10 protein-coding genes and 1 pseudogene are annotated in these 13,297 nt (G+C 64.3%); all 11 read left to right on the forward strand.

Features of this window, described 5'->3' with window-relative positions; all coding sequences use genetic code 11:
- Positions 1-124 precede the first annotated feature (124 nt).
- The 11 genes and pseudogenes from GFS60_RS12145 (at position 125) to GFS60_RS12195 (ending at position 13,152) form a co-directional block, all read left to right on the forward strand.
- Positions 125-1,786, forward strand: coding sequence for a bifunctional fumarylacetoacetate hydrolase/alpha/beta hydrolase family protein (locus GFS60_RS12145; RefSeq protein ID WP_159921507.1), 1,662 nt, complete (start codon positions 125-127; stop codon positions 1,784-1,786).
- Between the two features lie 27 nt (positions 1,787-1,813).
- On the forward strand, positions 1,814-3,118 hold the full coding sequence (locus GFS60_RS12150) for a metal-dependent hydrolase family protein (protein ID WP_159921509.1): 1,305 nt from the start codon (positions 1,814-1,816) through the stop codon (positions 3,116-3,118).
- Positions 3,119-3,423: 305 nt separating this feature from the next.
- A pseudogene (locus GFS60_RS12155) lies at positions 3,424-3,780 on the forward strand (DinB family protein); the annotation flags it as partial.
- A gap of 140 nt (positions 3,781-3,920) precedes the next feature.
- A complete protein-coding gene (locus GFS60_RS12160) occupies positions 3,921-5,048 on the forward strand; it encodes an NDMA-dependent alcohol dehydrogenase (protein WP_109329042.1) in 1,128 nt (375 codons plus the stop codon).
- A 45-nt stretch (positions 5,049-5,093) separates the two neighbouring features.
- The gene (locus GFS60_RS12165; protein ID WP_159921511.1) at positions 5,094-5,912 is read left to right on the forward strand and encodes a serine hydrolase domain-containing protein; all 819 of its coding nucleotides are present in this window, start codon (positions 5,094-5,096) and stop codon (positions 5,910-5,912) included.
- Between the two features lie 125 nt (positions 5,913-6,037).
- Positions 6,038-6,547, forward strand: a complete 510-nt coding sequence (locus tag GFS60_RS12170; protein ID WP_159921513.1) for a DUF3145 domain-containing protein — start codon at positions 6,038-6,040, stop codon at positions 6,545-6,547.
- A gap of 131 nt (positions 6,548-6,678) precedes the next feature.
- Positions 6,679-9,933, forward strand: a complete 3,255-nt coding sequence (locus GFS60_RS12175) for a protein kinase domain-containing protein (RefSeq protein WP_159921515.1) — start codon at positions 6,679-6,681, stop codon at positions 9,931-9,933.
- A 591-nt stretch (positions 9,934-10,524) separates the two neighbouring features.
- Positions 10,525-10,698, forward strand: coding sequence for an FAD-dependent oxidoreductase (locus GFS60_RS12180; protein WP_442972189.1), 174 nt, complete (start codon positions 10,525-10,527; stop codon positions 10,696-10,698).
- The gene (locus GFS60_RS40365; RefSeq protein WP_159921519.1) at positions 10,685-11,137 is read left to right on the forward strand and encodes an FAD-dependent oxidoreductase; all 453 of its coding nucleotides are present in this window, start codon (positions 10,685-10,687) and stop codon (positions 11,135-11,137) included. Before GFS60_RS12180 ends, GFS60_RS40365 begins: the two co-directional genes overlap by 14 nt.
- Before the next feature lie 230 nt (positions 11,138-11,367).
- Positions 11,368-11,763 (forward strand): RidA family protein, encoded by a 396-nt coding sequence (locus tag GFS60_RS12190; RefSeq protein ID WP_159921521.1) that lies wholly within the window; start codon positions 11,368-11,370, stop codon positions 11,761-11,763.
- Positions 11,764-11,838: 75 nt separating this feature from the next.
- Positions 11,839-13,152, forward strand: a complete 1,314-nt coding sequence (locus GFS60_RS12195; protein ID WP_236603442.1) for an NAD(P)/FAD-dependent oxidoreductase — start codon at positions 11,839-11,841, stop codon at positions 13,150-13,152.
- Positions 13,153-13,297 lie beyond the last annotated feature (145 nt).

Consider the following 13,297-nt stretch of genomic DNA (forward strand, 5'->3'; position numbering starts at 1 on the left):
GGTTGACAGCCTTCCTGCCGACATTGCCATAAATCGAGTGTTGACGATCACAGCATCCGCGACCTATCGTAACCAATACGGACCGCAACTCGGTTTGGTTCACATTGGTTTCACAGGAGGTTTCATGCGCTTCGCGCGGATTCAAGGTAAGAACGGCGCGGTCGTCTGCGCCGTGGACGCGAACGGAGCTGCACTGCCGGTGCAGTTCGGTGACACCGGTGCCCCAGTGCGCGAGCTGCAGGAGATCATCGCCGGCGGCCAGGCCGCACTCGGCCGATTGAGCGCCAGTACGCCCGCCGAGGGCGGCAAGCTGCTCGCCCCGATCACCCCGCACCGCAACGTGTTCTGCGTCGGCCGGAACTACTCCGAGCACGCCGCCGAGTTCGCCAAGAGCGGGTTCGACGCGACCGGCTCCGCGGACGGGCAGCACGTGCCGCAGTATCCGGTGGTCTTCACCAAGCCCGCCGCCACGGTCATCGCGTCCGGCGACCCGGTCGACCCGCACACCGATATCACCTCGGCGCTGGACTACGAGGGGGAGATCGGTGTGATCATCGGCAAGCGCGCTTCCAAGGTCAGCCGCGCCGACGCAATGGACTACGTGTGGGGTTACACCCTCATCAACGACGTCACCGCCCGCGACCTGCAACGCGACCACAAGCAGTGGTTCATCGGCAAGTCCCTCGACACGTTCTGCCCGCTCGGCCCCTGGGCCGTCACCGCGGACGAGATCGACATCGACGACCTGCAGCTGCAGACCCGCGTCAACGGCGAGCTGCGGCAGGACACCAACACCGCCCAGCTCATCTTCGACGTGCCCACCATCATCGAGACGCTCTCGGCCGGCATCACCCTCGAACCCGGTGACGTGATCGCCACCGGCACCCCGGTCGGCGTCGGTATCGGCTTCGACCCGCCGAAGTACCTGGTCGAGGGCGACGAGGTGATCGTCTCCGCCCCCGGCCTGGGCGAGCTGCGCAACAGCATAGGCATCCCGGCCCCGGTGGACCACCTCACCCCGGCCGGGACCAGCGAGCTGTTCGTCGAGAAGACCGGCAGCGGACCGGCGGTCGTGCTGATCCACGGCCTCGGCGGTGCCACCACCGTGTACGAGCCGCAGGTCGCGACGCTCGCCGAAACCCACACCGTGCTGCGCTACGACCTGTCCGGTCACGGCCGCTCCCCGTTCGCCGGGCCCGCGAGCATCGACAACTGGGTCGAGGAGCTGCGCGAACTGCTCGACGCGGAGGGCATCGAGCAGACCGCCCTGGTCGCGCACTCGATGGGCACCCTGGTCGCGAACACCTTCGCCGCCAAGTACCCGCAGCGTGTCAGCAAGGCCGCGCTCCTCGGCGCGGTCCGCGCTCAGCCTGAGGCAGCCAAGACCGCCACCCGCGCCCGCGCCCGCACCGTCCGTGAAGGCGGCATGTCCGCCGTCGCCGACACGATCGTCGCAGCAGCGCTGTCGCAGCACACACACAGCACCCGCCCGACGTCGGTGGCCCTGGTCCGCGAGCTGCTGCTCGGCCAGAACCCCGAGGGCTACGCAAGCGCTTGCGAGGCCCTCGCCGCCGCCGTCGAACCCGACTTCGCCTCGATCGAGGTCCCGGTGCTGCTGCTCACCGGAGACGAGGACAAGGTCAGCCCGGTCACGGTCAACGACGAACTGCTCTCGATCTACCCCAACGCCCAGAAGCACGTGCTCGACGGGGTGGGCCACTGGCACTCCCTCGAAGACCCCAGTGCTGTCACCAACCGGCTCCAGGAATTCCTGAACAAGCCCTGAGCTTCTCCGAAGAAAGGAGTGGCGACAATGACGTCAGCCAACACCCCCGATCAGTCCATCCTTTTCACCAACGTCCGGATCTTCGACTCCACCGGCTCCGACCCGTACGAGGGTGAGGTGCTGGTCGAAGGCGAACGCATTGCCGAGGTCCGCAAGGGCACAGGAGATCTGCCTCGCGAAGGCGCGAGAGTCATCGACGGCCAGGGCAAATTCCTGATGTCGGGTCTGTGTGATGCTCACACCCACTTCTCCTGGGTCAATTCCGCCGACCTGCCCGGTCTCGGGACGATGGGCGTCGAAGAGCACACCCTGCTGTGTGCCCGCTCGGCGCAGACCTACATCGATTCCGGCTACACCATGTGTGTCGGTGCCGCGGCCGCCAAGCCGCGACTCGATGTGGTGATCCGCAATGCCATCAACGCCGGCCAGATCCCCGGCCCCCGTTACCTGGCGAACTGTCAGGAGATCGCGGTCACCGGCGGTGCCTTGGTCAAGGGCATCACCGCCTTCGCCGACGGGCCCGAGGAAATGCGTAAGGCGGTCCGGAAAAACGTCGATCTGGGTGCGGACCTGGTGAAGCTGAGCATGTCCGGCGAGGAGATCACCGGCAACCAGCACGCCGAGGACAACTACTTCTCGGACGAGGAAACCCTCGCCGCGGTGACCGAGGCGCACCGCCGCGGACTGCGGGTGTGTTCCCACGCCAGGTCCGGGGAGAGCGTGAAGATGTCGCTGCGCAACGGCGTCGACATCATCTACCACGCCTCCTTCACCGACGAGGAAGGTCTGGACATGCTCGAAGAGCAGAAGGACCGCATCTTCGTCGCACCCGGGCTGAACTGGCTGGTCGCCACCCTGCACGACGCCGAGGCATTCGGGTATCCCCCCGAAGCCGCCGAAGCTGCCGGATACCAGCACGAACTCGACTGTGCGATCGAGGTGCTGAAGAAGATGAAGGAACGTGGCATCCGGGTGCTGCCCGGCGGAGACTACGGCTTCGCGTGGACACCGCACGGCACCTACGCCCGCGACCTGCAGCACTTCGTCGAACTGCTCGAGTTCTCCCCGAAGGACACCCTCCTCGCGGCCACCGCGCTCGGCGGGCAGATCATGCGGATGCCCGACGACCTCGGGCAGGTCAAGGCCGGGTTCTTCGCGGACATGATCCTGATCGACGGTGACCCGCTCGAGGACATCACCATCCTGCAGGACCAATCCAAGATCGTCGGCATCATGAAGAACGGTGCCTTTCACAAGGATCCGGGCTCCGGACAGTCGGCGCGACCGTCCGAACTCAGCGAAACCCACCGAGGCACCCCCATCCCCGCGTAGGCGTTGCCAACCCTTGTCTGCTGGTGAGGATGGGAGCGTGATGCACCACCCTCACCGGGCGGCAAAGGACAACTGCGCCCGCCGATATCCACGTGCCCGGCGGGCACACCGTCGCCTGACCCTGGCGAGAACCGCCACGCCGTCGACCTCGGGCGGCGCTCGGTGAACAGGCGTTCGGGCTTTGCACCGGCACGGCGACGCTGCCTGACGTCGCCCGGCTTGCGGTCGCGATCGACGACTCGTACGCGGAACTGCGCACGGCGGCGATCGGGTGAGGGTGATCGCCGAACCCTACGATGACGGACATGGCGATCACTCCCGACACCAAGGACTGGACCTGGGTGCTCGAACGAGCTTGTCCCGACTGCGGGTTTGACTCCGCGGAGGTCCGGTACACGGACATTCCCGATCTCGTGCGCGCGAACGCCGCGGCGTGGGTGCCGGTTCTGGAGCGGCCAGACGTGGCTGTGCGCCCGGACGAGGGGACGTGGTCGGCGCTCGAGTACGCCGCCCACGTGCGTGACGTGTTCCGCATCTTCGAGGTGCGACTGCAGTCGATGCTGGACGAGACGCATCCGGTGTTCCCCAACTGGGATCAGGACGAGACGGCAGTGGCGGAGCGGTGCAACGAACAGGACCGGGTGGTGGTGGGGAGGGAGCTGGTCCACCACCTCCACGACGTGACCCGGTAACAGATTCGGATTCTGGGGCCCGATTCGGTAGAACGTGTTCCAATTCGGGCTGATTGTGTCTATCGTCACATCAGCAGATGCGCAGACATGAATGAAGGGTTGGAAGACACATGAAGACCAAGGGTGCGATCCTGTGGGGCCTGAACGAGCCGTGGTCGGTCGAGGAGATCGAGATCGGCGATCCGGTTGCGGGCGAGGTGCAGATTCGCATGGAAGCCGCCGGCATGTGCCACTCCGACCATCACATCGTCACCGGCTCGATGCCCATGGCATCCTTCCCGGTGATGGGCGGCCACGAAGGGTCCGGCGTCATCACCAAGCTCGGTCCGGAGGTGAAGGACCTCGAAGTCGGCGACCACGTGGTGCTCTCGTTCGTGCCTGCCTGCGGACGCTGTCCGGCGTGCTCGGCGGGACATCAGAATCTCTGTGACCTCGGGATGGGGCTCCTGAGCGGGTTGGCAATCAGTGACGGCACCTTCCGCATCCACGCGCGCGGCGAAAACGTCATTCCGATGTGCCTCCTCGGCACGTTCTCGCCCTACATGGTCGTGCACGAGACCTCGGTCGTGAAGATCGACAAGGACATTCCCTTCGACGTCGCCGCCCTCGTCGGCTGCGGAGTTCCCACCGGGTGGGGGTCGGCGACGCGGATGGCGGAGGTGAAGCCGGGTGAATCCGTCGTCATCATGGGTGTCGGCGGCGTCGGTATGAGCGCCCTGCAGGGTGCGGTGGCGTCCGGAGCGCGCCAGATCTTCGCCATCGATCCCGTTCCGTGGAAGCGGGAGCAGGCACTGAAGTTCGGGGCCACCCATGCGTTCGAGAGCGCCGCGGCCGCCATCGAGCCGATCATCGCCCTCACGAATGGGTTGATGGCGCAGAAGACGATCATCACGGTCGGGGAGATGCGCGGCGAATATGTCGAGGAAGCCCTGCTGCTCACCAGCAAGTTCGGCACCTGTGTCGTCACGGCCATGGGCGCGATGACCGACATGGACGTCAAGCTGAACCTGTTCCTCTTCTCGATGCTGCAGAAGGACCTGAAGGGCACCATCTTCGGCGGCGGAAACGCCCGGGTCGAGATCCCGAACCTGCTGGCCATGTACAAGTCGGGGCAGTTGAACCTCGACGACATGATCACCCGCACCTACACCCTCGAAGGGGTTAACGACGGGTATCAGGACATGCTCGACGGCAAGAACATTCGCGGCGTCATCCGGTACACCGAAGCCGACTGGTGACGGCTCGCCGCAGCAGACCACGGGGTGCTCTCGTAGGCTGACCGGGTGCAGAGTCTCGATCAGATTGCCCGATGGCCCGTGGACAACGCTGCGGCGGTCGTCCTGTCGCGAGACGAAGGGGTGATCGGCGAGTACGGCGACCAGCAGCGCGTCTTCCCGCTCGCCTCGGTCACCAAATTGCTCTGCGCGTACGCCGTCCTGGTGGCCACCGAGGAGGGGGCCGTCGAACTCGACCAGCCCGCAGGCCCTGAGGGTTCGACGGTGCGTCACCTCCTGGCGCACGCGTCGGGCCTCGCCTTCGACGAAAACCGGGCGCAGACCACGCCGGGGCGTAGGCGAATCTATTCGAGCGCAGGCTACGAGGTGCTCGCCGAGTTCGTCACCGCCGAGACGTCGATCGACTTCGCCGACTATCTGGCCGAATCCGTCTTCGCGCCGCTGAAGATGGGGGCGTCCGCGCTCGTCGGTCCCGCCGGCCACGGCGCGGAGTCGTCGGCCGGCGACCTCGGACGCTTCGCCGCCGAGTTGCTCCGGCCGGCGCTGTTGTCGCGGGAGACGGTCGATGCGGCCACGTCGGTGCAATTTCCGGGCCTGGACGGCGTTCTGCCCGGCTACGGGTCTCAGCGCCCCAACGACTGGGGTCTGGGATTCGAGCTCCGTTCCCGCAAGAGCCCGCACTGGACGGGCCTGAGCAACTCGCCGCGCACCTTCGGGCACTTCGGCCAGTCGGGCACGTTCCTGTGGACCGATCCCGCGGCGGGGCTGGCGTGTGTGGTGCTGACGGATCGCCCTTTCGGTGACTGGGCCAAGCCCCTCTGGACCGAGGTGAGCGACGCGGTGCTGGCGGAGGGCCGGCGATCATGACACACCGAATGTGCGAATCACTGGCGCAACACGGGCAACACAAGGCACACTGGTCCACCGAGCGTGCTGCACGCATCGACTGAGGCCGTTGGGGAAGACGTCCCTCGTCGAAGCAGGAGGCTGGAGTGCGCGCATTGGATCAGTTCGCGGACGCGACGGCTGGAGTTGTCTACATCCACTCGTCGCCCGCCGCGTTGTGCCCCCATATCGAGTGGGCGTTGACCGCAACCCTCGACTGCCCACCGAATCTCAAGTGGACCTCGCAGCCGGCTTCCAAAGGGGTTCTGCGCGCCACCACTAGTTGGGTCGGCCCCGTCGGCACCGCCTCGAGACTGGTCAATGCGCTTCGCGCCTGGCCGATGCTGCGATTCGAGGTGACAGAGGATGCCAGCGAAGGCGTGGACGGCGAGCGATACAGCCACGTCCCCGGCATGGGTTTGTGGCACGGTTCCACCAGCGCCAACGGCGACGTCGTCGTGGGGGAGATGCGACTCCGGGCTCTGATGGAGGCTGGCGGCGATCTCGCCGCCGAACTCGACTACGCGTTGGGCACCGCGTGGGACGAGGAACTCGAGCCCTATCGCAGCGGAGGGGAAGGGGGAGAGGTTACTTGGCTGCGCAGGGAAGTCGGCTGATCCCTCCTCACAGGCACCGCCTGCATCGCTCAGACGAAGCCATCAGCGATATCCTGGGGAGCACGTCGTCGAGAGGCTGATCGTGCGGATTTCATTGAACGTATCGCGGACCCGATGAATCGACCTGGACGATGCCCGAGATCGATCCATTCGAGACCCACCGCGATGTGACCCCCTCGCTCGCATCGGAACTGGCAGCCGACGGGTTCGACGACGCCCGGGAGATCGGGCGGGGAGGCTTCGGCGTCGTGTACCGGTGCACGCAATCCGCACTCGACCGGACCGTGGCCGTGAAAGTGCTCACCGACGATCTCGCGGACGAAAACCGAGTGCGTTTCTTTCGGGAACAGAGGGCAATGGGCCGCCTGACCGGCCACCCCAACATCGTCAACGTCCTCCAGGTCGGGGTTACGGATCGCGGACAACCTTTCATCGTGATGCCGTACTACCCGCAGGGCTCCCTGGATGAACGTATCCGACGGCACGGTCCGCTAGGTGTGGATGAGGTGCTGCAGTTGGGGGCGAAACTGGCTGGCGCGTTGGAAGCCGCCCACGGTCAGGGCATCGTCCACCGTGACGTCAAGCCGGCGAATATACTCCTCACCGATTATGGCGAGCCAGCGCTCTCGGACTTCGGGATCGCGCACATTTCCGGCGGGTTCGAGACTGCTACCGGCGTTATCACTGGTTCCCCCGCGTTCACCGCGCCCGAGGTCCTCGGCGGGGCCTCCCCGAGCCCTGCCTCGGACATCTACGGACTGGCAGCCACCTTGTTCTGCGCAGTTACCGGCCACGCTGCGTTCGAGCGCCGCAGCGGCGAACAGTTGGTGGCCCAATTCATCCGTATCACAACGGAATCCGTCCCGGATCTGCGAGATCAGGGCCTTGCTGATGATGTTGCCACTGTTCTCGAGCAGGCAATGGCCGGCCGCCCCGAGGACCGGCAACCCTCTGCCGCCGTATTGGGTGACCACCTACGTGAGATTCAGCGGAGCCGGGGACTGCCCGCAGGCAAGGTGGCTCTCCGCGCGCAAGCCACAATGGAACAAGAGCCGACATTACACGGGCAGTTTCCCACAAGCCCTCCCCGCCACGAGCGTGGGAACCTCCCCCTGGAATTGTCCAGCTTCGTCGGACGCAGGCACGAACTTACCGAAGCGAAGAATCTGCTGGCATCGTCGCGATTGCTGACCCTCGTCGGAATGGGCGGCGTCGGGAAGACACGTCTCGCATTGCGACTTGCCACGAGTATCCACCGCGAGTTCCCCGATGGAGCCTGGCTCGTCGAGCTCGACGATGTCCGCACCGCGTCCCGCTTGATCGACGTGGTGGCCGCAACCCTCGGTGTGCGGGACCACACCGGGCGGTCGCTACGTGAGATTGTGTTCGACTTCCTGTCGTCGCGAGCACTGTTGCTGGTGTTGGACAACTGCGAGCAAGTGGTCGACGCCGTAGCGGATCTTGCCACAGCTTTACTGCAACACAACCGGAACCTGCGCATCCTCGTCACAAGCCGGGAACCTCTTGCGATTGCCGGTGAAGCGACGTTGCGCGTTCCCCCACTCACCGTCCCCGACCCCGACCGCGAGCCGTCACTACAGGGTCTGCCCCGTTACGATGCCGTGTCGCTGTTCACCGAACGCGCCGCCACTGCGGTCTCGACATTTACGTTGACCGATGCCAACAAGTCCGCGGTGACACACATCTGTCACCGGCTGGACGGATTGCCGCTGCCTATCGAATTGGCGGCTGCGCGGTTGCGCGCCATGTCGCCTGAGCAAATCCTGCAGAGACTTTCCGACCGCTACGCGCTGTTGACCCGCGGAACCCGCGGCGCGCCCTCGCGCCAGCAGACGCTCCGGTTGTGCGTCGACTGGAGCTACGACCTGTGCAGCCCGCTGGAACAACGGACATGGGAACGACTGTCAGTGTTCACCGGTGGTTTCGATCTCGATGCCGCAGAACACGTGTGCGCGGAGAACCTGCAACCCGGCGAACTGCTGGACTCGGTGGCAACCCTCGTCGACAAGTCGATCCTGATCCGCGAAGAACACGGCACCGCAGTTCGTTTCAGACTGCTCGAAACCCTCCGTGCTTACGGACGAGAGAAAGCGGAGCAATCCGGCGACTACCACGATCTGCGCCGACGGCATCGGGATTGGTATCGCGAGCTCGCTAGAACCGCCGCCGATGAGTTCATCGGTCCCCGGCAGATCGAGTGGATCGCGCGAATCAGCAGTGAGCAGCCCAACCTGCGCGAGGCCATGGACTTCTGCCTCGCCGAGGACGATGTCGAATCCGGCCTACAGATCGCTACCCCCTTGTTCCAACTCTGGGGGTCACGCGGCCAGCTCAGCGAAGCGAGACGCTGGCTCGACCAATTCCTCTCACGCCACGGAGCGCACCCGACCACCGCCACTATCAGAGCGATCTACGCCGACTGCCTCATGACCGGACAGCAGCGGGATTATCAGAGAGCTGCTGCTCTTGCCGCCCAGGCCCGCACCCTCGCCGAGCAGATCACCGACCCCATAGCGCATGCTATCGTCGATCACACCGAGGGTCTCGTCGGACTGTTCACCGGCGATCTCGACCGAGCCGCCGCGAGTCTTGAACGGGCACAGCCAGTATTCCGGCTAGCAGAGAACGATACCGCGCTACGGATCGAGTCTTTGACGTTGCTGGGATTGGCGTATCAGCTGCTCGATACCGAACCTCACCGGGCAATCGAATGTTACGAGGAAGCTCTCGCTATTACGAAAGCACACGGTGAATCGGTCTACCGGGCCTACGCGTTGTGGGCGATGGCCGTTGCACAATGGCGCCTGGGCGCGCAAAGTCGTGCAATCGAGCTGCTCGAAGAGGGATTGCGGCTTGCTCGACTCGTCGACGACCCAGTCAGTTGCGCGAACTGCGTCGAAGTACTCGCCTGGATCGCCGGAACCAGTGACCCCGAACGCGCCAGCACACTGATGGGAGCCGCGGAGGCGCTCGGCCGCGCGGCCGGGAGTCCGTCCGTATTCGCTCCCACCCTGTTCGTCCATCATGAGGAATGCGAGCGGTCCGCGCGCCGGATGCTCGCCAGCCGCGTCTTTGAGCAGACCTGGCAGCACGGCATGACAATGGATCTTGCGTCCGCTGTCTCCTACGCACTCCGTGAGCACATCTCGAAGGTGCACCCTCCAGGGTCCACCACCCTGACGAAACGCGAACAACAGGTCGCCGAACTGATCGCCGAGGGCCTGACCAACAAGGCGATTGCCGCCAGGCTCGTCATCTCGCAGCGCACCGCGCAGGGACATGTCGAGCACATACTCACCAAACTCGGATTCACCTCACGAACGCAGGTCGCGGCCTGGGTTGTCGAAGAGAGACAGTCGTCCTGATGCTGCTCACGGGTCGGTGCGGCAGGGGTGAGCCCGACACCGAACCGCCGCGGTCGAATTTGAGAATGGCTCCGTGGATACCTGCCGCTACAGCAATCTCGCGATGATTCGCTCCATCACGTCCATTCCGATTCGTGACCGAACGTGCGGTCCTCGCGACGCCTGACTTCCCGGCGCACATGGTGTACCTACGTGGGATCGACTGGCGCACGGATCTCCGGGGCGGAGGCAGAGCATAAAGGGACTCCGACTCATCTGGCAGATCCGAGCTGGATTTCCGAGATTCCGCATCTCCTGGCCCACAGGGACTGACCAGTCGATGTGCTACTGCACGAAATTGCTCTCGTTCCGCGCGGAACGCCGAAAGAGATGCCGCGTCGAGCAGTGAGCGACATCGGGTCCCGTCTCGGGATCGGAGAACTCCTGGCGCCACGTGTCTTCGCCCAACAGGATGCGGGGCAGAATCGGCGCTTTTGGTCCTCCTCGTGCGCCGACAGGGCTCACACCAGCAATTTACATAACAAATGTTGTGATAACTGCGGAATCTCGATAGGCTGCTTCCGTCTACCGTCCTTCGCAAAGGAGATGTTCGTGACCTCTACATATGATGTCGCGGTGATCGGCGCTGGCTTCGCCGGCGTCACCGCAGCACGCGACCTCACCCTCGCCGGCCACTCGGTGGTCCACCTCGAAGCGCGTGACCGGATCGGTGGCCGGACGTTCGTGGGGGAGGCATTCGGACGGCAAGTGGATGGTGGCACATAAGCGCATTGGTCCCAGGCGCACGTCTGGCACGCCGCTGACACCACCGCGATCGAGAAGGAGACCCGGTGGCCGACCGGCTCGACTCCATGGGCCTGTCCACGCTGGACCGCGATGTACTTTCGGATGTGACGGCGACGCTGGTGCACTCCGAGACCGAGCAGGGTATGGCTCAGTTCCTGTTCTGGACCTCGATCAATGGCGGCAGCTGGGAGACTTTCATGGAAGGTGCCGGTGGTTTCCCGATCGAGGGTGCACCAAGTGCCTGCTCGAGGCGATCAACGGCGAATCGACCGCAGAGTTGCGCCTGTCCGCACCGGTCACCGCGGTGGAGGACGACGGGGCCGGCGTCACGGTGATGACTGCGCAGGGTGAGCGGCTCAGGGTGCGGCACGTCGTGCTGGCGGTTCCGTCATGGGACGCCGCACGGTGCATGCCTTGACCTTCATCGCGGTGTATTCGCGGCACACGTTCGTGTGGTTGACCTACTCTCCGACCCTTGTATTGCCTGTCACCGCACTGCGAGGTTCGGAGAAAACCGTGCAAGTGGAATGTCGCTAACCCTGGCCCGTTCGTTTTCAATCGACTCGACGGAACGACGCTGCAGATCGATCTTCCGCCAGCTGCGCTGAAACTCATTGTGAACCAGAAACCATTCGCTGTAAGGACATCATGAAGCGCAAAGCGATCAATCCAGAAAATACCCTGCCTACGTACGAGCGACTGCATTATTCGCAGGCGACCCGGTTCGGTGACCTTATTTGGGTGTCCGGACAGGTCGGCTATGACCGTGCAACTGGGGAGATCCCCACAGACCCTGAGGAACAGGCCCGGCTGGCTTTCGAGGGCATGAAGCAGGTCCTCGAGGAGGCTGGATCGTCGCTCGACAACATTATCGAGCTGACGACCTTCCACACCGACCTTCACGGCGATGGACCCGGATTCGGTGAGGTGAAAGACAAGTACATCCGTGAGCCCTATCCGTCCTGGACCGGCGTGGGCGTCACTCAATTGGCCCGGCCGGAGTTCGTCGTCGAGGTCCGCGCCGTCGCTTGCGCGGGACGTTAATCCGCTCAATTACAGGGACAAGCCGCCGCCCAGAGCCCATGACATGGCGAACCTGGCACATAGGTTAGGAAACGAATGAAGAACCTTACTGCGCCGATGCAGTTCTTTCCGGACACTGGCTGGATCGATCGGCCGTCGCAACTCGAAGCAGCGGTGGAGGGCGAACAGTCTTTCGATTTCGCGGTCGTGGGAGGTGGCGTGGGTGGCATGCTCACGGCGCTCCGCCTGGCCGAGAACGGTCGCCAGGTAGCCCTACTCGAATCCGATGTTCTGGGGTGGGGTGCGAGCGCAAGGAACGCTGGCTATTTGACGACCGCAGTGGGAAGTGACCCGGCCATTCTCGCAAAGTTCTATGCGGATCGCTTTCGCGGACTGGTCCGGTTGGCGGATGCGGCAGTTCACTTCTCTGAGGACCTGTTCGGCCACTATTCCATCGACTGCGATTACGAACAGACGGGTGTGCTCGGTTCCGCAGTAACAGCTAGCCAGCTAAAGCAGGTGAAAACCAGTGCCCAAATCCTGATCGACGCGGGAATCGATTCGGAGATTGTCGACGGCCATGACCTGGGCGTACCCGATACCTTCCTGGGTGGGGTCTACGCCCGTGCAGGCGGAATTCTCAACCCCGGCAAATACGCGCTCGGACTCCGCGATGCCGTCCTGCGTTCCGACGTCACGGTTTTCGAACAGAGTCAGGTTCTCGATGTGCAAGACGACGGCGACTCGGTGACTCTCGTGACCAGGCGTGGTCGCGTCCAGGCCAAGAAGGTGGTGCTCTCGAACAATGCTCACGCGCGAGAGTTGTCGATCGTGCCGAGGCGGATGAGCAATCCTGTCTGGACGACCGCGATCGAGACCGAGCAGGTGCCCCCAGAGCGTCTCGACGAGGCCGGATGGACCAGCCGTATCCCGATGGTCACAATGCACATGGTGATGGAAAGTTACCGCACCACCACCCGGGGAACGATGGTTATCACCACCCGGCAACTGCAGATGCCACGGGGCAAACTCACCGATCACCTGCCGGACCAGACGATCGTCGCGGACCTCGTTCGGGCGTTCCGTACGCGCTTCCCGACGCTGAGCGACATCGAGCCGGCGAAAGCGTGGGGCGGATGGATCGGCATGACACCGGCGATCTTGTCGGTGGTCGGGGAGATCTCGCCTCGTGTGCTATACGTCAATGCCTGCAACGGTCACGGGCTCGCCCAGGCCGCCTACTTGGGACACCATATCGGCGACTACCTCTCGGACAAGGGCATGCATGAGGACCTGCAAGTGGTGTGGCGGCCGAAGCCACGGTTCGCGCCCGGAGTCGTCTACCCCCCGATGCTCAGACTGGCGTGGCTGGCGGACCGGATCACCGACCGCCTAGGGCAGGTGCATTGACTTTTCGGGCCGCATACCCTTTCGCGACCGAACCTCCGCAGGTCGCACTTCGCACGTCGCTGGCCCCAGGTCAAGGTCGACATACCGAGTGTGGAAGCCCTGGACCTCCGTTCGGTTGCGTCACAAGGTCCGGTTGCGGTGGTGA

Source organism: Rhodococcus sp. WAY2, from assembly GCF_009859915.1.
Classification (GTDB): domain Bacteria; phylum Actinomycetota; class Actinomycetes; order Mycobacteriales; family Mycobacteriaceae; genus Rhodococcus_F; species Rhodococcus_F oxybenzonivorans.

Excerpts from the sequence above, each read along its gene's own strand:
- GFS60_RS12145 (WP_159921507.1), top strand. The coding sequence starts at position 125 with ATGCGCTTCGCGCGGATTCAAGGTAAGAACGGCGCGGTCGTCTGCGCC.
- GFS60_RS12150 (WP_159921509.1), top strand. The coding sequence starts at position 1,814 with ATGACGTCAGCCAACACCCCCGATCAGTCCATCCTTTTCACCAACGTC.
- GFS60_RS12160 (WP_109329042.1), top strand. The coding sequence starts at position 3,921 with ATGAAGACCAAGGGTGCGATCCTGTGGGGCCTGAACGAGCCGTGGTCG.
- GFS60_RS12175 (WP_159921515.1), top strand. The coding sequence starts at position 6,679 with ATGCCCGAGATCGATCCATTCGAGACCCACCGCGATGTGACCCCCTCG.
- GFS60_RS40365 (WP_159921519.1), top strand. The coding sequence starts at position 10,685 with ATGGTGGCACATAAGCGCATTGGTCCCAGGCGCACGTCTGGCACGCCG.
- GFS60_RS12190 (WP_159921521.1), top strand. The coding sequence starts at position 11,368 with ATGAAGCGCAAAGCGATCAATCCAGAAAATACCCTGCCTACGTACGAG.
- GFS60_RS12195 (WP_236603442.1), top strand. The coding sequence starts at position 11,839 with ATGAAGAACCTTACTGCGCCGATGCAGTTCTTTCCGGACACTGGCTGG.